The 22138-nt window shown below is 67.7% G+C and carries 22 protein-coding genes; 14 read left to right on the plus strand and 8 right to left on the minus strand.

Annotation, left to right across the window (positions count from 1 at the left end):
- Nucleotides 1–311: 311 nt before the first annotated feature.
- The gene (locus V6M56_RS14610) at nucleotides 312–1211 is read right to left on the minus strand and encodes a DMT family transporter (RefSeq protein ID WP_442881163.1); all 900 of its coding nucleotides are present in this window, start codon (nucleotides 1209–1211) and stop codon (nucleotides 312–314) included.
- 92 nt (nucleotides 1212–1303) lie between these two features.
- Between V6M56_RS14610 and V6M56_RS14615 the strand changes: the two genes are divergently transcribed.
- On the plus strand, nucleotides 1304–2239 hold the full coding sequence (locus V6M56_RS14615; protein WP_332684840.1) for a LysR substrate-binding domain-containing protein: 936 nt from the start codon (nucleotides 1304–1306) through the stop codon (nucleotides 2237–2239).
- A 73-nt stretch (nucleotides 2240–2312) separates the two neighbouring features.
- Here V6M56_RS14615 and V6M56_RS14620 read toward each other — a convergent pair whose 3' ends face one another.
- Nucleotides 2313–3116 (minus strand): prephenate dehydrogenase, encoded by an 804-nt coding sequence (locus V6M56_RS14620; RefSeq protein ID WP_332684841.1) that lies wholly within the window; start codon nucleotides 3114–3116, stop codon nucleotides 2313–2315.
- A 213-nt stretch (nucleotides 3117–3329) separates the two neighbouring features.
- Nucleotides 3330–3656 (minus strand): NIPSNAP family protein, encoded by a 327-nt coding sequence (locus tag V6M56_RS14625; RefSeq protein WP_332684842.1) that lies wholly within the window; start codon nucleotides 3654–3656, stop codon nucleotides 3330–3332.
- Nucleotides 3657–4064: 408 nt separating this feature from the next.
- On the opposite strand from V6M56_RS14625, the gene V6M56_RS14630 reads away from it, so the two are divergent.
- Entirely contained in the window at nucleotides 4065–4379 is a 315-nt protein-coding gene (locus V6M56_RS14630) for a hypothetical protein (RefSeq protein ID WP_332684843.1), read from the plus strand.
- Between the two features lie 144 nt (nucleotides 4380–4523).
- Here the strand turns inward: V6M56_RS14630 and carA are convergent, their stop codons facing one another.
- A complete protein-coding gene (gene carA, locus V6M56_RS14635; protein ID WP_332684844.1) occupies nucleotides 4524–5732 on the minus strand; it encodes a glutamine-hydrolyzing carbamoyl-phosphate synthase small subunit in 1209 nt (402 codons plus the stop codon).
- 134 nt (nucleotides 5733–5866) lie between these two features.
- Here carA and V6M56_RS14640 point away from each other — a divergent pair, with 134 nt between their 5' ends.
- Nucleotides 5867–6328 (plus strand): GatB/YqeY domain-containing protein, encoded by a 462-nt coding sequence (locus V6M56_RS14640; protein ID WP_332684845.1) that lies wholly within the window; start codon nucleotides 5867–5869, stop codon nucleotides 6326–6328.
- A 1-nt stretch (nucleotide 6329) separates the two neighbouring features.
- On the opposite strand, the gene V6M56_RS14645 is transcribed toward V6M56_RS14640, so the two are convergent.
- The gene (locus V6M56_RS14645) at nucleotides 6330–7772 is read right to left on the minus strand and encodes an MFS transporter (RefSeq protein ID WP_332684846.1); all 1443 of its coding nucleotides are present in this window, start codon (nucleotides 7770–7772) and stop codon (nucleotides 6330–6332) included.
- Between the two features lie 139 nt (nucleotides 7773–7911).
- Here V6M56_RS14645 and V6M56_RS14650 point away from each other — a divergent pair, with 139 nt between their 5' ends.
- The 4 genes from V6M56_RS14650 (at nucleotide 7912) to V6M56_RS14665 (ending at nucleotide 13980) form a co-directional block, all read left to right on the plus strand.
- On the plus strand, nucleotides 7912–8847 hold the full coding sequence (locus V6M56_RS14650) for a LysR family transcriptional regulator (RefSeq protein WP_332684890.1): 936 nt from the start codon (nucleotides 7912–7914) through the stop codon (nucleotides 8845–8847).
- 190 nt (nucleotides 8848–9037) lie between these two features.
- Nucleotides 9038–10924 (plus strand): DNA primase, encoded by a 1887-nt coding sequence (dnaG, locus tag V6M56_RS14655; protein WP_332684847.1) that lies wholly within the window; start codon nucleotides 9038–9040, stop codon nucleotides 10922–10924.
- Between the two features lie 203 nt (nucleotides 10925–11127).
- The gene (gene rpoD, locus V6M56_RS14660; RefSeq protein ID WP_332684848.1) at nucleotides 11128–13158 is read left to right on the plus strand and encodes an RNA polymerase sigma factor RpoD; all 2031 of its coding nucleotides are present in this window, start codon (nucleotides 11128–11130) and stop codon (nucleotides 13156–13158) included.
- A 210-nt stretch (nucleotides 13159–13368) separates the two neighbouring features.
- Nucleotides 13369–13980, plus strand: a complete 612-nt coding sequence (locus tag V6M56_RS14665; RefSeq protein ID WP_332684850.1) for a LysE family translocator — start codon at nucleotides 13369–13371, stop codon at nucleotides 13978–13980.
- Between the two features lie 204 nt (nucleotides 13981–14184).
- On the opposite strand, the gene V6M56_RS14670 is transcribed toward V6M56_RS14665, so the two are convergent.
- Complete coding sequence (locus tag V6M56_RS14670; RefSeq protein WP_332684851.1) at nucleotides 14185–14499, minus strand: hypothetical protein; 315 nt, start codon at nucleotides 14497–14499, stop codon at nucleotides 14185–14187.
- A 265-nt stretch (nucleotides 14500–14764) separates the two neighbouring features.
- On the opposite strand from V6M56_RS14670, the gene V6M56_RS14675 reads away from it, so the two are divergent.
- From V6M56_RS14675 to V6M56_RS14685, 3 genes are all read left to right on the plus strand, one after another.
- The gene (locus V6M56_RS14675) at nucleotides 14765–15049 is read left to right on the plus strand and encodes an HlyU family transcriptional regulator (RefSeq protein WP_332684891.1); all 285 of its coding nucleotides are present in this window, start codon (nucleotides 14765–14767) and stop codon (nucleotides 15047–15049) included.
- A gap of 510 nt (nucleotides 15050–15559) precedes the next feature.
- Nucleotides 15560–16831 carry a putative bifunctional diguanylate cyclase/phosphodiesterase gene (locus tag V6M56_RS14680; protein ID WP_332684852.1) on the plus strand — a complete coding sequence of 424 codons (1272 nt, stop codon included), beginning with the start codon at nucleotides 15560–15562 and terminating at the stop codon, nucleotides 16829–16831.
- Between the two features lie 314 nt (nucleotides 16832–17145).
- On the plus strand, nucleotides 17146–18369 hold the full coding sequence (locus V6M56_RS14685; RefSeq protein WP_332684853.1) for an MFS transporter: 1224 nt from the start codon (nucleotides 17146–17148) through the stop codon (nucleotides 18367–18369).
- Between the two features lie 110 nt (nucleotides 18370–18479).
- Here V6M56_RS14685 and V6M56_RS14690 read toward each other — a convergent pair whose 3' ends face one another.
- Nucleotides 18480–18899, minus strand: a complete 420-nt coding sequence (locus V6M56_RS14690) for a VOC family protein (protein ID WP_332684855.1) — start codon at nucleotides 18897–18899, stop codon at nucleotides 18480–18482.
- Between the two features lie 71 nt (nucleotides 18900–18970).
- On the minus strand, nucleotides 18971–19783 hold the full coding sequence (locus V6M56_RS14695; protein ID WP_332684856.1) for an AraC family transcriptional regulator: 813 nt from the start codon (nucleotides 19781–19783) through the stop codon (nucleotides 18971–18973).
- A 71-nt stretch (nucleotides 19784–19854) separates the two neighbouring features.
- Here V6M56_RS14695 and V6M56_RS14700 point away from each other — a divergent pair, with 71 nt between their 5' ends.
- The 4 genes from V6M56_RS14700 (at nucleotide 19855) to V6M56_RS14715 (ending at nucleotide 22069) form a co-directional block, all read left to right on the plus strand.
- Complete coding sequence (locus V6M56_RS14700) at nucleotides 19855–20880, plus strand: methionine synthase (RefSeq protein ID WP_332684857.1); 1026 nt, start codon at nucleotides 19855–19857, stop codon at nucleotides 20878–20880.
- 10 nt (nucleotides 20881–20890) lie between these two features.
- Nucleotides 20891–21262 carry a hypothetical protein gene (locus V6M56_RS14705; protein ID WP_332684858.1) on the plus strand — a complete coding sequence of 124 codons (372 nt, stop codon included), beginning with the start codon at nucleotides 20891–20893 and terminating at the stop codon, nucleotides 21260–21262.
- Nucleotides 21255–21665: an acyl-CoA thioesterase gene (locus tag V6M56_RS14710; protein ID WP_332684859.1), complete on the plus strand. Its 411-nt coding sequence runs from the start codon at nucleotides 21255–21257 to the stop codon at nucleotides 21663–21665. The genes V6M56_RS14705 and V6M56_RS14710 overlap by 8 nt, the downstream gene beginning before the upstream one ends.
- A 269-nt stretch (nucleotides 21666–21934) precedes the next feature.
- On the plus strand, nucleotides 21935–22069 hold the full coding sequence (locus tag V6M56_RS14715; protein WP_332684860.1) for a hypothetical protein: 135 nt from the start codon (nucleotides 21935–21937) through the stop codon (nucleotides 22067–22069).
- The last annotated feature ends 69 nt before the right edge of the window (nucleotides 22070–22138 follow it).

Below are 22138 nucleotides of genomic sequence, written 5' to 3' on the forward strand. Positions count from 1 at the left end.
ATAAGCGAGGTTCCGGCGGCGGGGAGCGATTGCCGAATTATCCCCGCCGGCCCTCCCGCCATCGCGAGCGAAGCGAAGCAATCCAGACGGGCTCGCCAAGAAAAGTGATCTTGCGCTCCTGGGTTGCTTCGCTTCGCTCGCAATGACGGAGAAGGGTGAGGTGTCGGCCGCTGGACCAGTTCCGCGAGGGCTCACAGCGCGCGGTTGGGTTCAGGCCAACGATTCCCCTCCCGAACACCTCACCCCTGCCCCTCTCCTTCCAGGAGAGGGGTTCCCCGCGCCCCGCGCCTCGCCGGTGAAGGGTTTGCCGCTCAGCGCTTCAGGTTGACGATCACCACGCCGCCGAGCGTCATGATGCCGCCGAGGATGCCGAGCGCGGTCGGCACCTCGCCGAGCCAAAGGAAGCTGATCAGCATCGCCATCGGCGGCACGCAGTACTGGAAGTTGGAGGCGCGGCCGGCCGGCAGGCGCGAGAGCGTGATCGCCCAGGTGCCATAGGCGATCAGGCTCGGGACCACGGCGAGATAGACCACCGACCAGAGCGCCTGGCTCGGTGCGGCCGGGATCTGTTCCAGCGCGCCGGGCAGGAAGGGCGAGAGCGCCAGCCCGCCGATCGCCATGTTCCAGGCGGCGACCGAGAGCGGCTTGTGGCGGGCAAACAGCGGCTTCTGCACCACCGTCGAGATCGCGTTGCAGAAGGCGGCGCCGAGGATCAGCAGCACGCTGATGCCGATGTTCAGGTCGAGCCCGTTGCCGAGCGCGATGACGCCGATGCCGGCGAAGGACAGCGCCGTGCCGAGCCAGGCGATCAGGCTGAAGCGCTCGTTCAGCAGCAGCATGGCGAGCGCCGCCGTCATGATCGGGTTGGTGTTGATGATGAAGCTCGCGGCGCCGGCCGGCACGACGCGCTGGCCGAGATTGAGCAGGATCGCATAGAGCGCGATGAAGACGATGCCGCCGGTGAGGAAGCGCCAGAGATCGGCGCGGGCCGGCAGGGCGGCGCGGGTCGCGACGAGGAAGAGCGCGGCGGGGACGCCGGCGAGCGCGAAACGCAGCGCCGCCATCTCGAGCGGGCCGAAGCCGGTGAGCCCGGCCCGGATCGCCGGGAAGGAGGAGGCCCAGGCGACGACGGTGAAGGTGATGGTGAAGATCAGCATGGGGTCGATCGTTGCGCCGGTCCGGGCCGGAGCGGCCGGGGAAATCGTTGTCATGGCGGGCCTCGAGGGCTGGGTGACGGTTCGGCCCCGATAGACGCCTCGGCGAGCTGATTGACAAACGAGTAATTCGATGGCGAGCTGTGAGGATGGATCACAGCTTGAACCTGCCGCCGCTCGACACGCTGCGCGCCTTCGAGGCGGCTGCCCGCTCCGGCAGCTTCTCGGGCGCTGCGGAGGCGCTGAACCTGACCCATGGTGCGGTCAGCCGGCAGGTGGCGAAGCTGGAGCATTGGCTGGGCCTGCGCGTCTTCGTGCGCCAGGCGCGGGGCGTCGCGCTGACGCCGGAAGGCCAGAGGCTGCTCCAGCGCACGCAGGAGGCCTTTTCGCTGTTCGCCGACAGCTCCGACCGCTGGAGCGAGCAGCGCGGCGCCGCGGTGGTGCGCTTCAGCGCGACGCCTTCGGTTTGCTCGCTCTGGCTGATGCCGCGCTGGCAGCGGCTCGAGAGCGGCGACCCCGCCTTGCGAATCGTGCTGCAGGTCGACCACCGCCTGGTCGCGCTCGACGAGGAAGGCATCGACCTCGCCATACGCTGCGGGCGCGGCGGGGCGCCGGGCCGGGTCTCGGTGCAGCTCTTCGAGGAATGGTGCTTTCCGGTGGCCTCGCCGGGGATGGCGCGGGCGATCGGCGAAGGCCGTCCCGAGCGCCTGCTGGAGCAGCCGCTGATCCATGATTCGGACGCCGCCGGCTGGCGCGCCTGGTTCAACGCCCATGGCCTGGATTACCGCCCGCGCCCGCAGGATCGGCGTTTCGAGGACTATAATCTCGTGCTCGACGCGGCCGCTTGCGGGCTCGGCGTCGCGCTGGCGCGCCCGCCTCTGGCGCAGGCGCAGGTCGATTCCGGCCGGCTCGCCATGGTCGATCCGCGCACGGCGCTGAACCCGGTCTCCTACTGGCTGGACCGGCCGCTCGGCCGGCCGCGCCCGGCGGCAACGGCGCTGGCGACGCGGCTGGCGGAAGAGGCCGCGCTTTCCGCCGGCCAGCTTGCCGCCTTCCTCAGGCCGGAGGCGAAGGCGGCGGTCTGAGGTTTACGGGTCGCCTTCAGAACCATGCCGTCATCCCGGGGCGGCGCGGCTTCGCCCCTTGTCCGGGATGACTCTAAGCCGGCTGCATCGCCTCGGTTTCCGCCTTCTCCGGCTCTTGCCGGTGGTTGCCTTCCAGCAGCTCGCGCATCTCCTCCGCCAAGGCGAAGAAGCGGTCGCGCACCGCCCGGGCATGCGGGTTGCCGCGTTCGATGGCGAGGAAGACGTTGGCCGCGTCATAGCGCACCATCTCGGTCGCCTGCATCAGCAGGTCGAAGCTCGCGGTGGTCATCCGGCGCGGCAAGGGCTCCATCTGGACCAGGATCTTGGCGATCAGATGGGTCAGGCCCTGGACGAGGGCGACCTCGCGGTCATGGGCGTCCGGCGTGGTCAGGATCACGTTGAGGCCGAGCACGAGGCGCAGGAAGGCGGCGATCCGGCCGGCGCTGCGCCCGCGGATCGGGCAAAGCGCGAGCTTCAGGCCCCTGATGCCGTGGCGCGCGCTCTGCGGCCCGAACAGCGGATGTGTGCCGACGATCTCGACATGCTCCGGCAGCCCGGCCTGCATCGCCAGAGCGGGACCGATCTTGACCGAGCCGACATCGAGCACGATCGCGCCGGCGCGCAGATGTGGGCTGAGCGCGGCGAGCGCCGCGGGGACGCTATCGACGGGCACGGCGAGGATGACGAGATCACAGGCGCCGACGCCGGCGATGTCCGCCGGCGCGAGGCCCTTGCCGGAAGCATCAGGAGAGGCCGGGCACTGGGAATCGTAGACCGAGAGCGCAAAATGCGGCTGGAGATGCCTCGCCATCAGCCGGCCGAAGGCGCCGAAGCCCATGATGCCGATCGAGGTGACGGTCTTGCGGGGGGTATGCATCGCGTTTTCCTTGAGGGAGGGCCGCGATGCCGGGTGACTGCCTGATTTCAACCGCCAGCGCGGCGGTTGAAACATGAAAATGCCACCGCCTTATGAGGACGGGGCGTAATAGTTCCTTGCGAGAAGGCAGGAATTGGCGAGAAGGCAGGAATTGGCGAGAAGGCAGGCATTGGTCATGGCGCGCTTAAACCGCCGCGCCGCCCGCCTGTCAACTCAGAGCGGCGGCGAGTAGTCGGTCGGCGTCAGCAACCGGTCCTCGACCGCGCCGACGAGGTCGCCATGCTCGATCACGCTGACGCGCTTGATCTCGGCCCATTCCGGATCGGCCTTGAAGCCCGCCCAGCGCTCCGCCTTGGTCGCGGCGTCGGGCCAGGCGAGGATGTAGGCGAACTCGGTGCGTGTCGCGCTCTTTGTCTCCCAGAGCGCCAGGATGTGGAAGCCGTGGCGGGCCATGATGCGCATGGCGTGATCGCGAAAGCGGGCGTGAAAGGCGGCCTTGTTGCTCTCGAAAATCTCGTAGATGCGCAGCTGATGGATCATCGCCGCCACTCCTCAGCTGGCTTTCTTCACCGTCTCCGCAGCCATCATCTCGACGAAACGCGTAAAAAGATAGTGGTTGTCCTGCGGGCCGGGCGCGGCCCTGGAGGCTGAAGGTCGGGCGGTCGGCCAGCGGGGCCGTCGGCGAGGAAGACGTCGTGGGAGAAGAGCCGAGGACCTGCCGGGCGTCGCGGCCGAGGCACCAGCTCGGCACCGCCGACTGCCGCATATTGGGCCGAACTACGGCCGCCGCTTCGCGAAATGACCTCGAAAACCCCGAAGAACGGTCATCCGTCGCTGTCTGGATTGGCCTGCGCCGCCTGCGCTGATCTCGCGCAGCTGCCGACCCCTCTTGCGGGCGGCGCGTAAGATCGGCCGTGAATTTGCTGCGCGCCAGACAAGGAGAAGCTGATGACTGGCATCAAAACGTCCGTGGCTGTGCTTGCCGTATCGGCCGTGCTGTCCGTCCCCGCCCTGGCTCAGGGGGTTTCGGTCGATTCGCAAACCCGCAGCAATGCACGGGGCGCGGTGACCGCGCCCGGCGCCTCGGGCGGTGCCAATGCCGGCGTCAACACGCAGGTCGGCGTGCCCGGGGCGAAGGCCGGCGCCAAGGGTCAGGTCGACACGACCGGAACTGTCGGAGCGGGCGGCGGAGCCGCCAAGGGCGCGGTGGGCGCTGCCGGCAAGGCCGGCGTCGGGGGCAAGGTCGGCGCGCCGAAGCAATAGGGTGAGCCTGCCCTGATCGCAGAGGCGGAAGGAGCTTTTGCGATCAGGCTCGAGATTCGTTCATTCGCGAGCGAACGCTTGCCGCCCGGTCGAGACCCGACCGGGCGGCAAGTTTTTTTGTCCGAGCGCGGCGAGGATTGGCTCCTACGCGGTCTTGCCCGCCTTATTTGCTTCCATCATCTCGACGAAGCGGGTGAAAAGGTAGTGGCTGTCCTGCGGGCCGGGCGAGGCCTCGGGATGGTGCTGCACGCTGAAGGCCGGGCGGTCGGTCAGCGCGATGCCGCAATTGGAGCCGTCGAAGAGCGAGACATGGGTCTCGGCGGCGTTCTCCGGCAGGCTCGCCGGATCGACCGCGAAGCCGTGGTTCATCGAGACGATCTCGACCTTGCCGGTGGTCTTGTCCTGGACCGGATGGTTGGCGCCGTGATGGCCCTGCTTCATCTTCAGGGTCTGGCCGCCGATGGCGAGCGCCAGCATCTGGTGGCCGAGGCAGATGCCGAAGGTCGGGACCTTCTTGTCCAGCAGCTCCCGGATCACCGGCACGGCATATTGCCCGGTCGCGGCCGGATCGCCCGGGCCGTTCGACAGGAAGACACCGTCGGGGTTGAGCGCGAGGATCTGCTGGGCCGTCGCGGTGGACGGCACGACCTGGACCTCGCAGCCGGCATTGGCGAGCAGGCGCAGGATGTTGCGCTTGACGCCATAGTCGACCGCGACGACGCGGTGCGCCGTGCCGTCGCGCCGGCCATAGCCGCGCGGCCACTGCCAGGGCGTCTCCTCCCAGTCATAGCGCTGGGTCGAGGCGACGAGGGGGACGAGGTCGAGGCCGGCCATGTCGGGCAGGGCGGCGGCCTCGCGCTGCAGGCGCGCAACGTCGAACGCGCCGGCGGGATCATGGGCAATGATCGCGTTGGGCATGCCCTTGTCGCGGATCAGCGCGGTCAGGGCGCGGGTGTCGATGCCGCAGATGCCGACGATGCCCCTTGCCTTCAGCCAGGTGTCGAAATGCCTGGCCGCGCGCCAGTTCGAGGGCTCGGTGACCGCTGCATGGAGCACGACGCCGCGCACGCCGGAGGAGGCGGCGGCGTTGACCGTCTCGGTATCCTCCTCGTTGACGCCGACATTGCCGATATGCGGGAAGGTGAAGGTGATGATCTGGCCGGCATAGGACGGGTCGGTCAGGATTTCCTGATAGCCCGTCATCGCGGTGTTGAAGCAGACCTCGCCCGGAGCCTGGCCGACCGCGCCGAGGCCGAAGCCCTCGAGCACGGTGCCGTCCGCCAGCACCAGGACCGCGGTCGCGCGCGGCTCGCTCCAGCCCGCCGCGGCGGGGTTTCCTTCATCAACGGTCATGTCTATGTCTCGTCCAGGCCGCTTCGAAGCGCGGCAGTGAAGGCAGGGCCCCATATGGTGCCGCCGGTCTGGAGCGCGAGCCTTAATGAGGTGCCCGCGCGCCGTCAATGAACCAAGACGAGGATAAGGCAGTCATGTCCAGCTTGCGCGAGCAGTTCACCGCCGACCTGAAGACCGCGATGAAGGCCGGCGAGAAGGGCAAGGTCTCGACCATCCGCCTGATCCAGTCCTCGCTCAAGGACAAGGACATCGAGGCACGCGGCGCCGGAAAGGGCGAGATCGCGCCCGACGAGATCCTCGCCTTGCTGCAGAAGATGATCAAGCAGCGCCAGGAATCGATCGCGATCTACGATGCCAATGGCCGCCCCGAGCTCGCCGATGGCGAGCGCGCCGAGGTTGCGGTGATCAGCGCCTATCTGCCGCAGCAGATGGACGAGGCGCAGGTCAAGGCGGCGATCGAGAAGGCCATCGCCGAAACCGGCGCCGCCGGGGTCAAGGATATGGGCAAGGTGATCGGGAGCTTGCGGGCGGCCTATGCCGGCCAGATGGATTTCGGCAAGGTCAGCCCGCTGGTGAAGGGCCTGCTCGGGGGCTGAGTCACGGCCGGCGGCGCCAGGAGGCGCGGCCGGCCATTGCCATGGCGAGCGCGGCGAGGATCATGACCGCCGCGACCGCGAAGGTGACCCGCATGCCGGTGGCGACCGCCTCGGGCGCCGCCGTGGCGACGTCGGTGGTCGCCGAGGCGAGCGCGAACACGGCGCCCATCGCGGAGGCGCCGGTGACGAGACCGAGATTGCGCGACAGGTTGAGCACGCCCGAGATGACGCCTCGCCGACCCGGGCGGACATCGGCCATGACCGCAGTGTTGTTGGCCGCCTGGAACAGCTGGTAGCCGGGGGTCAGAACGGCGATCGCGGCAACGTAGCCGGCAATGCCGAACAGCGCCGGCAGCACGGACAGGGCGAGTGCGCCGGCGGCCATGGCGACGAGTCCGGCGAGGACCATGAACGGCGCGCCCAGGCGGTCGACGATGCGGCCCGCCGGGAAGCCGCTGAGCGCGGCGATGACGGGGCCGAGCGCCATCACCATCCCGACCATGGCCGTGTCGAGTCCGAGCGAGCGGGAAAGGTAGAACGGCCCGACCACGAGCGTCGCCATCATCACCGTCGAGACGAGCGCGTTCATGGCCAGGCTGGCGCTGAAGCCCGGCTCGCGGAACATGTCCAACTGGATCAGGGGCGCTGCCGCGCGCGTCTGGGCGAGCCCGAAGAGGCCCGCGCCGACGAGTGCGGTCAGCAGCAGGGCCAGGTTGAGCAGGCCGAAATGACCGCGCCCGACCGTCATGGCCAGCGCATAGGCCGCGAGCGTCACGGCGAGCAGCAGCGTGCCGGCATGGTCGAAGGCGGGCCGATCGGCCCTCTGGAGCGGGCGGTCTACGGGCAAGGCGCGCCAGGCGAGCATGAAGGTCAGGACGCCGACCGGCAGGTTGACGAGGAAGATCGCCCGCCAGCCGAACCAGGCGATCAGAACGCCGCCGAGGGACGGGCCGAGCGCGGTACCGATCGCCGACATCGTCCCGAGCAAGCCCATGGCGCTGCCGGTCTTCGCCTTCGGAACGGTCTCGCCGACGAAGGCCATGGTCAGCGCCATCATGATCGCCGCGCCCACGCCCTGCGCCGCTCGCGCGGCGATCAGCAGCCCGAGCGTCGGCGCGACGCCGCTCAGTGCCGAGGCGGCCGTGAACAGGGCGATCCCGGCAAGCAGCAGCCGGCGGCGGCCGATCATGTCGCCGAGCCGCCCGACGCCGACGATCAGGGTGGTGATCGCCAGGAGATAGGCGAGGACGACCCACTGGACGTCCTGGAAGGCGGCGCCGAAAGCCTGTGCCAGCGTCGGCAGGCCGACATTGGCGATGCTGGTGCCGAGCGAGGACAGCAGCATCGACAAGGACAGAGCGGCTAGGGCCAGGCGGACCGAAGGCGCTCGTTCCGTTACTCCGATGGCCGGCTCTTCCCGTCCTGCAATGATTGGCTTCAACATCAACTCCGTCTCTGGCGACTCCGGGAAGCGAAGCCGTCGGAGAGCTAGTTCGTTGCGTGACATGGCGGAACGCGCATCATCTGCACTTTATTCGTGCGCCTGACGCCACATCATGGTCGCGTTGCGCTATGGTCGATCCATGTCGACGCCCGATCTCAACCTGCTCGTCACCCTGGACGTGCTGCTCACCGAGGGTAGCGTGGCGCGCGCCGCTCGGCGGCTGCGGCTCAGCCCGTCGGCGATGAGCCGGGCCCTGGCACGCTTGCGCGAGACGACGGGAGATCCGCTGCTGGTCAGGGCAGGGCGCGGCCTCGTTCCGACGCCCCGGGCGCTGGAGCTGCGGGAGCGGGTCGGCCAGATCGTGCAGGACGCAAAGGCCGCGCTTGGCCCCGCCGAGGAGCTCGATCTCGAAAAGCTCGTGCGAACGTTCACGCTGCGGACCAGCGAAGGCTTCGCCGAGACCTTCGGAGCGGAGCTCATGGCTCGCCTCGGCAGGCAGGCGCCCGGCGTGCGGCTGCGCTTCGTGCAGAAGCCGGACAAGGACAGCGCACCTCTGCGGGATGGAACTGTCGATCTGGAAACGGGCGTCGTCGGCAAGGCGACCGGTCCGGAGGTGCGGGCGCAGGCGCTGTTCCGTGACCGTTTCGTCGGTGTGGTGCGAGCGGGGCACGCGCTGAGTTCGGGCGAGATCACGCCCGCCGGCTATGCCGCGGAAAAGCACATCAGCGTCTCGCGACAAGGGCACGACCGCGGACCGATCGACGATGCGTTGAGCCTGCTCGGGCTGGCCCGGGAGGTCGTCACGGTCGTCGGCGGCTTTTCGACGGCTCTGGCGCTGGCGCGGGCCACCGAGCTGATCGCCAGCGTTCCCGAGCGCCACACGGCGGCCCTGCGCGCCGGGATGCACAGTTTCCCGCTGCCGGTCGCGCTGCCGGAGATCACCATTTCATTGCTCTGGCACCCGCGGCTCGACGCCGATCCGGCGCATCGCTGGCTGCGCGGCTGCGTTCGCGAGGTTTGTGCGGAGCAGATGGCCGCCTTGCCGCCGAGCGGGGCTGGGGCCGCGGAAGGCTGACATTGTCAGGATCGCCCACGCCGCTTCCCGGTGCCCGTCGAAGGCAGTGCTGAAGCGCTTGCGGAAGATCCGCCGGCTGCGTGTGGACTGCTGCCCGGTTTGGGCAGCGCGCCTGTGGATAGTGCCGATAACGTCGTCGCGATGCGATCCGGGACTGGCGTCCGATCCGTATATCGCCACATAGAAGGCCATGAAATTTCCGCCCTCCGTCCTTGAGGAGATCAAGGCGCGGCTGCCTGTGTCGGCGGTCGTGGGCAAACGCGTGCGCCTCGCCAAGGCCGGGCGTGAATGGAAGGGGCTCTCGCCCTTCAACGCCGAGAAGACGCCGTCCTTCTTCGTCAACGACCAGAAGGGCTCGTTCTTCGATTTCTCCTCGGGCAAGAACGGCGACATCTTCAAGTTCGTGATGGAGACCGAGGGGCTCTCCTTCCCGGAGGCCGTCGAGAAGCTCGCCTCCGAGGCCGGGGTGGCGCTGCCCAAGGTCTCGTTCGAGGCGCAGGCGCAGGAGGAGAGGCGCAAGGGCCTGCACGAGGTGGTCGAGCTCGCGGCCCGCTTCTTCGAGGCCGAGTTGCAGACCGAGCGCGGCGGGCTGGCGCGGCGCTACCTCGCCGGCCGCGGGCTGGAGGCCCAGGCGCGCCAGCTCTTCCGCATCGGCTATGCGTCGCCTGATCGCTTCGCGCTGCGCGATCATCTCGCCGCCAAGGGGGTTGGTGCCGAGCTGATGATGGAGGCCGGGCTCCTCGTGCATGGCGACGAGATCGCCGTGCCCTACGACCGCTTCCGCGACCGCATCATGTTTCCGATCCATGATGTGCGCGGCCGGGTCGTCGCCTTCGGCGGCCGGGCGATGAGCGCCGAGGTCTCGGCCAAGTACCTGAATTCGCCGGAGACGCCGCTCTTCCACAAGGGGGCGCTGCTGTTCAACCACCACAATGCCCGCAAGGCGGCGCATGACACCGGCCAGGTCATCGTCGTCGAGGGCTATGTCGATGTCATCGCGATGACGCTGTCGGGCTTTCCGCAGGTCGTCGCCCCGCTCGGCACGGCGCTGACCGAGGACCAGCTCGGCCTGCTCTGGCGCATGGCGGACGAGCCGGTGATCTGCCTCGACGGCGACAAGGCCGGGCGCAAGGCTGCGAGCCGGGCGATCGACCTCGCCTTGCCGATGCTGGAGCCGGGCAAGTCGCTCGCCTTCGCGCTCCTGCCGGAAGGGCAGGACCCGGACGATCTCGCCCGCTCCGGCGGCAAGGCGGCGGTCGCCGAGGTGCTCGGCGCGGCCCGGCCCTTCGTCGACATGCTGTGGAGCCGCGAGTTCGAGGCAAGCCAGCTCGATACGCCCGAGCGCCGCGCCGCCTTCGAGCGCCGGCTGAAGGAGCCGCTCGGGCAGATCCGCGACGAGGCGACGCGGCGGCACTACCGCCGCGAGATCGACGAGCGGCTGGGCCAGCTCTTCGCCGTCGCCGCGCCGGCGCCACGCAACGAGCAGCGCTCGGGGTTCTCCGGCGGTGGCAGGGGCGGACGTGGCAATTTCGGCAACGCGGCGGCGCGGCCGAGCGGCCCGCTGCGCGCGAGCCCGCAGCTCGTCCGTTCGCCGCTGCTGCATCGCTCACGCGGCGAAAATCCGCGCGAGGCCTTCATCCTGCTGGCGCTGGCGAGCCATCCGGACCTCGTGCTGCGCTGCGTCGACGACATCGCCGAGCTTTCGCTCGACGGCCTCGCGGCCGAGCGCTTCCGCCAGGCGCTGCTCGACGCGACGGTGGAAGGCGGCTTCGACCGCGGCGCCTTCGGCCGGAGGCTGGAGCAGACGCGGGTGGCGGAGGCGCAGGCCGCGCTGATGGCGGTCACCGGCCCGGCCGAACGGCTGAAGCTCATGCAAACCGCTGATCCCGAATCGGTTTTTGATTCGATTCATCAGGCTCTCGTCTTGCATCATCGGGCGCGCACGCTACATAGCGAGCTGAAGGCAGCCGAACGCGCATTGGCTGACGAAGCGACGGAAGCCAATTTCGCCTGGATGAAGGATGTGAAGGCCCGCCTCGACGCCGTCGAGGGTACGGAGGCCAACTCCGATGACTGACCGGGCGTGGCGCGTTGCATTTCGTCGGCAAATCCGGTGATGGCGGCAGATGGTGCACGATTCATCAACGATGATCGGCGCTATCTGTGAAAGGGATGATTTGGGTGGGTGCGCGGCCGATCTAACGGCCGCGGCGCCCTTTTACGCGTCGGGGCATCGTGCAGGCGATGGCGCGGCGGCTTAAGAAGGCGGAGCGCTGATTGATGGCCACCAAAGCGAGCGAGCGGGAAAAGTCCGAGCCGGTTTCGCCGGAAGCGCCCCCGAGCGCGGACGGACCCCTTCTCGACCTGACGGATCAGGCCGTAAGGCGGATGATCAAGCTCGCCAAGAAGCGTGGCTATGTCACCTATGACGAGCTGAACGAGGTTCTGCCTTCGGAGGAGTTCACCTCCGAGCAGATCGAGGACGTTCTCGGCCAGCTCAGCGAGCAGGGCATCAACGTCGTCGACAACGAGGACCCGGAAGCCTCCGGCGAGGAGCGCGCCGCGGCGCGCGCCGGCAAGGACGGCGATGACGAGGAGGGCGAGGGCGGCGACCTGGTCGACGCGTCGCGCTCGGCGCTGCCCGTCGAGGTCAAGCGCAATCTCGAGCCGACCGAGCGCACCGACGACCCCGTCCGCATGTATCTGCGCGAGATGGGCTCGGTCGAACTGCTGTCGCGCGAGGGCGAGATCGCCATCGCCAAGCGCATCGAGGCCGGCCGCGAGGCGATGATCGCCGGGCTCTGCGAGAGCCCGCTGACCTTCCAGGCGATCATCATCTGGCGCGAGGAACTGATGGAGGGCAAGGTCCTCCTGCGCGACATCATCGACCTCGAGGCGACCTATGCCGGCCCCGACGGCAAGAACCCGGCCCAGCTTCCCGGCGAGGGCGAGGGCGAGGCGGGCGAGGGCGGCGAAGAGGCGCCGGCCTTCGGCGCCGAGGGCGAGCCGCCGCCCGACAGTGACGACGACGACATCGAGAACAATGTCTCGCTCTCGGCCATGGAGGCCGAGCTCAAGCCGCGCGTGCTCGAGACGTTCGATTCGATCGCCGACAACTACAAGAAGCTGCGCCGCCTGCAGGACCAGGACATCGCCAACCGGCTGGAGAACGCCAAGCTCACGCCGTCGCAGGACCGCAAATACAAGAAGCTCAAGGACGACATCATCACCGCGGTGAAGTCGCTCTCGCTCAACAACAACCGCATCGAGGCGCTGGTCGAGCAGCTCTACGACATCAACAAGCGGCTGATCTCGCACGAGACCCGGCTGCTGCGCCTGGCCGAGAGCTATGGCGTCGGCCGCGAGGACTTCCTGCGCCAGCATATCGGCGGCGAGCTCGACCCGAAATGGGTGCTGCGCGTCTCCAAGCTCGGCTCGCGCGGCTGGAAGGAATTCGTCGGCGTCGAGAAGGACCGGATCAAGGACCTGCGTGAGGACATCCACACGCTGGCCTCCGAGACCGGGCTGGAGATCCAGGAATTCCGCAAGATCGTGCTGATGGTCCAGAAGGGCGAGCGCGAGGCCAGGCAGGCGAAGAAGGAGATGATCGAGGCCAATCTTCGCCTCGTGATCTCGATCGCCAAAAAGTACACCAATCGCGGCCTGCAGTTCCTCGACCTGATCCAGGAGGGGAACATCGGCCTGATGAAGGCGGTCGACAAGTTCGAGTACCGCCGGGGCTACAAGTTCTCGACCTATGCGACCTGGTGGATCCGCCAGGCGATCACCCGCTCGATCGCCGACCAGGCCCGCACCATCCGCATCCCGGTGCACATGATCGAGACGATCAACAAGATCGTCCGGACCTCGCGCCAGATGCTGCACGAGATCGGCCGTGAGCCGACCCCGGAGGAACTGGCCGAGAAGCTCGCCATGCCGCTGGAGAAGGTGCGCAAGGTCCTGAAGATCGCCAAGGAGCCGATCTCGCTCGAAACCCCGATCGGCGACGAGGAGGACAGCCATCTCGGCGACTTCATCGAGGATAAGAACGCGATCCTGCCGATCGACGCGGCGATCCAGAGCAATCTGCGCGAGACCACGACGCGGGTGCTCGCGTCGTTGACCCCGCGCGAAGAAAGAGTGCTGCGCATGCGCTTCGGCATCGGCATGAACACCGACCATACGCTCGAAGAGGTCGGCCAGCAGTTCAGCGTCACCCGCGAGCGCATCCGTCAGATCGAGGCGAAGGCGCTGCGCAAGCTGAAGCATCCGAGCCGCAGCCGGAAGCTCCGGAGCTTCCTCGACAACTGAGGCAGCCCGAGCGGCGAAGAGTTGAAAGGGCGGCGCAAGCCGCCCTTTTTCTTTTGGATCAGCCCGCCGGGGCGCCATTCCGCTTCGCTCCAGCCGGAATGACGAGACGCTTAGGAGAAATTCTCCGGTTCGGCCCATGATCGAGCAGGCTTCCGGCTCGACAGCGGCAGGCTCGCCATGTCTGATGGGGTGCACCGATTGGAGACGATCATGTCCCCCGAATTCCTGCTGACCTCGCTGATCATCGTCGCTTCGCCCGGCACCGGCGCGATCTACACCATTGCCGCCGGGCTGGCGCGCGGCGGCAAGGCGAGCGTCGTCGCGGCGATCGCCTGCACGCTCGGCATCGTGCCGCATCTGCTGGCGGCGATGATGGGGCTGGCGGCGCTGCTGCATGCCAGCGCGCTCGCCTATGAGATCGTCAAATATGCCGGCGTCGCCTATCTGCTCTGGATGGCCTGGCAGACCCTGCGCGAGCAGGGCGCGCTCAAGGTCGAGACCAGGGCCGATCCGCGCTCGGCCCTGCGCGTGCTGGTCGACGGCATCGCGATCAATGTGCTGAACCCGAAGCTCTCGATCTTCTTCGTCGCCTTCCTGCCGCAGTTCATCCCGGCCGGCGAGGCGAGCCCGCTGGCGCGGATGCTCGAGCTCTCTGGCGTGTTCATGGCGATGACCTTCGTCGTCTTCGCGCTCTACGGCCTGTTCGCGGCGGCGATGCGCGATCATGTGGTGACGCGGCCTGCGGCGATGACCTGGCTCAGGCGCAGCTTCGCCGCCGCCTTCGTCGGGCTCGGCGCCAAGCTCGCGCTGACCGAGCGCTAGGGCCGGATGATGTCAGATGGGATCATGGAATGATCCTATCTGACATCTGAATCCGTCTCTTACCAAAGAGTTAGAGCAGGATTCTTGCGAAAAACCGGTTTCCACTTTTTCGCATCCTGCTCTGAAGGGCGGCGCCGGCGCCGCAGCAATCGCGCCTCGCCGCCTTCTTCGCGCGCGGCCAGCCTTCGCGATGGCGCGTCGGGGTCAGCGCGCCGCGAAGCTTTCCTCCTGCGGCCGCGGATCCCAGGCCTCGCCCGTGGCGATGAGGCAGCTCCGGCCGCGCGGCGTCGTCGCGAAGATGGTGAAGGAGCCTTGCGGCCCGACGAAGAGCTCGATCACGACGCCGCTGTCGGCCAGGCCTTGCCCTAGTTGGCGCTCGCCGAAGATCCTGCCGAGATTCTCGACCACCTCGGCGCGGTCGGCGCAAGGCAAGCCCGCCGGAACCTGGGCCGTCGCCGAAGCAAACGGCGCCAACCCGAGCGACAGGGCCGCCGACAGCAATATCAGGACGCGCGTCATGGCTGCTCCGATGACAGAGCGGCCCACGAGAAGTTCAGGCTGGTCTATGGGCCTTTTGTTTCCGCCCTGCCTGAACCAGAGATGGGGGTTGCCGAGCCAAATCAACAGGAGTGGCGCCGGGGGCTAGTCAGCTGGCGCAGTGCGCGGCACCGTCTCCAATGGACCCGCGATGCCGCATGGCGCCGGCGCGCCGCCCATGCGTCGAGGCGCTTGGCCTTGCAGGGCGCATCTGCGCTATAAAGGGCGAAACAGACGGAGCCAGCCCATGTCCTTCCTCAAATCCCTGTTCGGTCGCAAGGAGACGGCGCCGGCGGCGCCCGTCGAGATCAAGAGCGCCGAGCACAAGGGCTTCACCATTCGCGCCATGCCTTTCCTGGAAGGCGGACAGCATCAACTCGCCGGCGTGATCGAAAAGGAGATCGACGGCGAGCTGAAGAGCCATCGCTTCATTCGTGCCGATCGATTCCCGGGAGCGCAGGAAGCCGCCGAATTCGCGCTGGTCAAGGGCAAGCAATTGATCGACGAGCAGGGCGACAATATATTCAAATAAATGACAGATAGTTTTCGTATATTTTTATAAAGATGACGTTACGTCAATCTGTGACGCACGGGTAAAAATTCATTGCTTTCGCGATCTCTGGAGCGGAATTTTACGAAAGATAGTCGAGTAAATTCTGGAGTTCTTTTCACCATTCGGGCAGATTTTTGCTTTGAACGCTCATATCGCCGAGTTGGGCTCGCCGCCGTTGCGATTTAAAACTTTCTTCGTATTTTTAGTTCCAGATGGGCCTGGGTCGTCGAGAGCCGGATGCTTTCGGGGGAATCGCCAGCGTTTCCACCTGAAAGCTGAATCCGTCTCTCATCAAGGAGGGAGCAGGATTCTTGCGAAAAACTGGTTTCCACTTTTTCGCATCCTGCTCTGGAGCCGGATCCGATCAGATCGCATCAACCTGATCGGTGAATCCGTCTCTAAACTAGTGATAGAAAATGCGTGATCCGATCAGATTGCGCCGCAATCTGATCGGCGCGTGCTCTAGGCCGACATCAAGACAGGTTTCGCATGTTTCGTAGCGCCGTGCCCCGCCGGATGCCGGACGAGGGCAAGACCAGCAGCGCCGCACTCGCCGCCGGCGGCGAGGCCCTCGCGCTTCTGACCCAGCCGGGCTATCCGTCCGATCGGTTCGACGATTCCTGGCTCAGGGCTGTCGTCGCCAATCTGCCGGCCGCCGTCTACATGACCGATGCCGAGGGGCTGCTGACCTATTTCAACCATGCCGCCAGGCGCCTTGTCGGGCGCGAGCCGCAGCTCGGCAAGGACAGGTGGTGCATCACCGAGCGCCTGTTCCGGCCGGACGGGACGCCGCTGTCGCATCAGGATGGCCCGATGGCCGTCGCACTGCGCGAGAAGCGGCCGGTGCGCGGTGTCGAGGCGCTGGCCGAGCGGCCCGATGGCAGCCGCGTGCCGATCATGCCGTTTCCGACACCACTCTATGATGCCGAGGGCAGACTCGTCGGCGCATTCAACCTTCTGATCGAGCTGAGCGGTCGCGAGGAGGTCGAGGGCGACGTCGCCAGTGCCCGGCAAGAGGTGCAGGCCGATCTGCGCCTCGCCATCGCCGCAGAGCAGCTCAGGCTGCACTACCAGCCGCTGTTCGACGCCACCGGCGCGTTGATCGGCTTCGAGGCGCTGGCGCGCTGGACGCATCCCGAGCGCGGCGAGGTCCCGCCCTCCGAGTTCATCCCGGCCGCCGAGGAATGCGGGCTGATCTTGCCGCTCGCCGAGCAGTTGCTGCGCCGGGCCTGCGCCGAGGCGGCCGGCTGGTCGAACCCGCTGCGGATCGCCGTCAACATCTCGCCGCTGCAGTTCCGCCATGGCGACCTGCCGGGGCTGATCGAGACGGTGCTGGCCGAGACGGGGCTGGAGCCGGAAAGGCTCGAGCTCGAGGTCACCGAAGGCGTGATGATCACCGATTTCGACCGCACCATGCTGGTCCTGCACCGGATCAAGGCGCTCGGCGTCCGGATCGCGCTCGACGATTTCGGCACCGGCTATTCGTCGCTGTCCTATCTCCATGTCTTCCCGCTGACGACGCTGAAGATCGACCGCAGCTTCGTCGCCAATCTCGGCGTCGCCTCCGAGGCGGCGGCGATCGCGCGGGCCGTGATCTCGCTCGGCCATGCGCTCGGCATCGAGGTCGTGGCCGAGGGCGTCGAGACGCGCGAGCAGTTCGACTTCCTGGTCGACGAGGGCTGCAACTACATGCAGGGCTACCTGCTCGGCCGGCCGATGCCGGCCGAGGATTATGCGGTGGAGATGGGGCGGCGCGGCTAGGATTGCCGTTTTCCCGCTGAAACAAGCCGTCATTCCGGACAAGCTGCGATGGCGGCGCTGCTCCGGAATCCATCATAGAGCACCGTTCCCCATGATGGATTCCGGCGCTTCGCTTCGCTGCGGCCGGAATGACGGCTTGTTCCATCCATCGTTTAAGGCCGATCGCCTCGGCATCCTGGTGGGGACGACGCTGCCCGGCGCCCCTTCATCGGCGCCGCATCGCCACGCAGCGGCTGCGCTTGCTGGCCCCCCGGCGCCCGCCTATTGCTCGACCAAGAGAAGCGCGTTCTCCGGCTTCGGCCAGGGGAGGGAAGATGTCGTCCGAAGATCCGCGCTACGCGCCCGATTCCTCCTATGCCTGGTTCAGGCTGGGGCTCGCTTTGCTGGTCGGGATGATCGCCTGTGTCGGCTCCTGGTCGGCGGTCGTGGTGGTGACGGCGGTGCAGCAGGAGTTCGGCGTCATGCGCGCCGATGCCTCGCTGCCCTATACCTTCGCCATGATCGGCTTCGGCGTCGGCAACATCGTCATGGGCCGCCTGGTCGATCGCTTCGGAATCGCCCTGCCGATCGTGCTCGGCGCGCTGCTGCTGGGCGGCGGCTATGCGCTCGCCTCGGTCTCCACCTCGCTCTGGCAGTTCGCGCTGGCGCACGGCTTCCTGATCGGGCTCGGCGCCGCGACCGGCTTCTCGCCGCTGATCGCCGATCTTTCGCACTGGTTCCGGCGCTATCGCGGCCTTGCCGTCGTCTTCGGGGCGTCGGGCAGCTATCTCGCCGGCATGTTCTGGCCGCAGCTGATCAACTGGGGAGTCGAGACCTATGGGCTGCGCACGACGCATCTATGGCTCGGCATCGCCTCACTCGTCGTGATGCTGCCGCTGGCGCCCTTGTTCCGGCGTCGGCCCAATGCGGCGACCATGGCTGCGGCCGAGGTGACCAGCGCGGGTGCGCGCGGCAGCCTCGGATTGTCGCCGAACCAGCTGCAGCTGCTCCTGGTCGTGGCGGGCTTCTGCTGCTGCGTCGCGATGTCGATGCCGCAGGTCCACATCGTCGCCTATTGCAGCGATCTCGGCTACGGCGTGGCGCGCGGCGCCGAGATGCTGACGGTGATGATGGCGCTCGGCATCATCAGCCGGATCAGCTCGGGCTTCATCGCCGACAAGATCGGCGGCACGGCGACGCTCGCGCTGTCCTCGCTGATGCAGGGCATGGCCCTCTTCCTCTATCTCTGGTTCGACGGGTTGAGCTCGCTCTTCATCGTCACCGGCATCTTCGGCCTGTTCCAGGGCGGGATCGTGCCGATGTATGCGGTGATCATCCGCGACTACATGCCGCCGCGCGAGGCGGGGATGCGCATCGGCGTGGTCATGTCGGCGACAGTCTTCGGCATGGCCTTCGGTGGCTGGGTCTCGGGGCTGATCTTCGACGCGACCGCCTCCTACCGGCTCGCCTTCCTCAACGGCCTCGCCTGGAACCTGATCAACCTCTCGATCGTCTGCTGGCTGATGCTGAAGGCGCGGCCGAAGCTGGCGGCGGCATAGAGGCCGCTGCCGTCATTGCGAGCGCAGCGAAGCAATCCAAGTCTTGTTCTGCGGTTCCTGGATTGCTTCGTCGCTTCGCTCCTCGCAATGACGGCGGGGATGCTGGCCGGTCAGGCCGGCGCGGCGCCCGGCCGATAGGTGCCGAAGCACCAGACATGGCCCTCCGGGTCCTTGCAGATGAAGTCGCGGCTGCCATAGGACTGGTCGGTCGGCTCCATCACGATCTCGGCGCCGGCCTTGCGGGCGCGCTCGCAGCGGGCGTCGATGTCGTCGGTCGCGATATAGGGCGAGGCGCTGGTGCCGCCGAGCTCGGACGGTGTCTTGACGAGCTTGGCGAAGTCGGTGCCTTCGCTCGAGCCGAACATGACGATGCCCTCGCCGAGCCGCAACTCGGCATGCACGACCTTGCTGCCGTCCTCCGAGAGGAAGACGGCGTGCTTCTCGAAGCCGAAGGCCTCGACGAGCCAGTCGACCATCTTCACCGCGTCGCGGTAGCGCAGGCCGAAATAGATGGCGGCGGGTTGCGGCATGGGGCGTCTCCGGTTGCAAGATCGCGCCAGCAAAGCCGACCGGGCGCGCCTGGTCTTGAACGAATCGGACCTCAGGCCGGTTCCAGAATGCCGTGATCGCCGGCATCGTTGCGGGCGAGCGCCGCCGGCGGCAGGCCGCCGAGCGCGGTGAACTCGCGGGTCAGATGGGCCTGGTCGGCATAGCCGGCCGCCAGTGCGATCTCGGCCCAGCCGCCCGCCTGGCCGCCCGCAGCCAGCGCGCGCGCATGTTCGAAGCGCAGGATGCGGGCGATCGTCTTCGGCGCGACGCCGGTCTCGCTGGCGAAGCGCCGCGTCAGGTGGCGCTCGCTCCAACCCAGGGCGGCGGCGAGTTGGCGCATGCGGCCGCGGCCGCGGCCTGCCGCGAGCCAGGCGAGGCCGCCCGCCACTTCGGGCGACAGGCTGCGGCCGCGCGCCAGCCGTCGGCCGATCACGACGTCGAGCAGGGCGAAGCACTCGGCCCAGGAGCGGCAGTCGCGCAGGCGGGGGCTAAGACCGCGCAGGTCGCCGAGATCGTCGAGGTCGACGATGCGGCCGGCCATCTCGCGCTGGTCGAGCTGGAAGAAGCCATAGGCGCCGGCCGGGGTGAAATCGATCTGCACACAGGCCGCCAGGCCGCCGGAGGTGACGAGGACGGGGTGGTCGATGATGCCGGCGGCGAAGCCTTGCGGCGAGGTGCTTTCGCCGCCTGCGACGGAGAGCGCGAAGGGGGCGGCGAAATTGACGATCAGCGGCACGACCAGCACCGGGACCTCGCGGCGGATGATCGGCATCGCGCGATGCTCGCGATAGCCGGTATAGCCGAGGACGGCGCCCGCGAGATCGGGCCGCGGCCGGGCCCGCACCAGTTCCCAATCAGCCTGCATTGCCGGCCCCGTCGCATTTGGCCGATAGTGGCGCGGATCGAATACCGGCTCAACGGCAAAGGGGAAACGCCATGCTTTCGACCACGCTCGCCGGCAGCTTGCCGAAACCACTCTGGCTGGCGGAGCCCGAGCGCCTGTGGGCGCCCTGGAAGCTGGAAGGGGAGGCGCTGGAAGCCGGCAAGCGCGACGCCACCATTCTCTCGGTCAAACTGCAGGAGGATGCCGGGCTCGACATCGTCGGCGATGGCGAGCAGGCGCGGGTGCATTTCGTCCACGGCTTCCTCGCCAATCTCGACGGAATCGACTTCAACAGGAAGACGATCATGGGCATCCGCAACAACCGCTACGAGGCGGAGGTGCCGACGGTCACAGGGCCGATCCGGCGCAAGGGCTCCGTGCACGCCATGGAAGCGCAGGCGGCGCGGGCGCATACGAAGCGCAAGCTCAAGTTCACGCTGCCCGGGCCGATGACGATCGTCGACACCATCGCCGACGCGCATTACGGCCGGCGCGAGGATCTCGCCATGGCCTTCGCCGCCGCCCTGAACGAGGAGGCGCGGGAACTTCAGGAACTCGGCGTCGACGTGATCCAGTTCGATGAGCCGGCGTTCAACGTCTACATGAGCGCCGTCGCCGACTGGGGCATCGCCTGCCTGGAGCGGGCGGCGCAGGGGCTCACCGCCACGACGGCGGTCCATATCTGCTATGGCTACGGCATCAAGGCGAATATCGACTGGAAGGCGGGCCTCGGCGAGCAATGGCGCCATTACGAGGAGACCTTCCCGGTGATCGCCAGGAGCTCGATCGACCAGGTCTCGCTCGAATGCCGCAATTCGAAGGTGCCGCTCGAGCTGATCAGGCTGCTCGACGGCAAGGACGTGCTCGCCGGCGCGATCGACGTCGCCAGCAATGCGGTCGAGACGCCGGAGGAGGTCGCGGCGACGATCCGCGCGGCGCTGGCCTTCGTCGCGCCGGAGAAGCTCTATCCCTGCACGAATTGCGGCCTGGCGCCGATGCCCTTCGATGTCGCCTATGGCAAGCTGGCGGCGCTTTCGGCCGGGGCCGCCCTGGTGCGCCGGGAACTCGGCCACGGCTGAAGGGGCGGTGATGCTGCAGCTGACGCGGTTCGAACATCGTCGCGAGGGGCTCATCCCGGCGCGGCGCTTTGCGCTGCGCATGGGGCGGGCGATGCTGCTGTGGCTGGTGCTGACGCTCGCCGGCCTCGGCATCGGCATGGCCGGCTACGCCGCCAGCGAAGGCATGAGCGCGCTCGACGCCTTCGTCAACGCGGCGATGATCCTGTCCGGCATGGGGCCGGTCAGCGAGCTCAAGACCGCATCCGGCAAGCTCTTCGCCGGCTTCTATGCGATCTTCTCCGGGCTCTTCGTGGTGATCGCCACCGGTTTCGTGCTGGCGCCGCTGCTGCATCGTGTGCTCCATTCCTTCCATATCGAGGAAGGAAAGAACGCCGATGACTGAGCCTGGCCTGCAGCCCGAGGAAGAGCCGCGCGGCGCGCTGACGGTGCGCACCATCGCCATGCCGGCCGACACCAACGCCAATGGCGACATCTTCGGCGGCTGGGTGATGTCGCAGATGGACTCCGCCGGCGGCATTGCCGGGGTCGACCGGGCGCAGGGGCGCGTGGTGACGATCGCCGTGGAGGCGATGACGTTCCATCGGCCGGTCAAGGTCGGCGATGTGCTCAGCGTCTACACCACGGTGGAATCCGTCGGCCGGACCTCGATGAAGATCGATGTCGAGGCCTGGGCGAAGCGCTTCCGGACCACGCTCCACGAGAAGGTCACGGATGCGACCTTCACCTTCGTCGCGGTCGACGAGGAGGGAAGGCCAAGGCCGGTGCCGGCGCCGCCGGAGGGCTGAGAGCATCGGTCACCGGGCCGTTCCTTGCCCAGGCGAATGCCGCGGCGGCGCCTGCCGGCCCTGCCGGTCGAGGTTCGTTACGGCAAGCGCCGGCCTGCCGCAGGGGAGGGCGCTGCAACGGGTTCGGCGGGCAAGTCCTAAGCAAGCGTAAACCGGCGACGACGCCGGGTGATTCAGAAGAATCCAGCCGCTTAAACGTTCCTTAAGCGAACCTCGACGATTTTGTCGGCAACGGGCTTGCGCCTTGAGCCGATGAGTTGGGGAGCCAGATGGTCGACCGCCGCGACATCCTGATCGGATTTGCCGCCCGCGCCGATGCGCAGCCAGTTCCACCTGACCGTTTCGGGGGCGCCTTCATCGGCGCCGATATGGCGTTCGGCGCCGCCGGTTCAATTTCCGTCTGATCGCTTGCAGGCCAGCCGCTCGAGGGGAGCGGCCGGCTTCCTCTTCCCGACCGCCATCGCGTGGTCATG

The sequence above is a fragment of the Allobosea sp. genome, assembly GCF_036675845.1.
GTDB lineage: Bacteria > Pseudomonadota > Alphaproteobacteria > Rhizobiales > Beijerinckiaceae > Allobosea.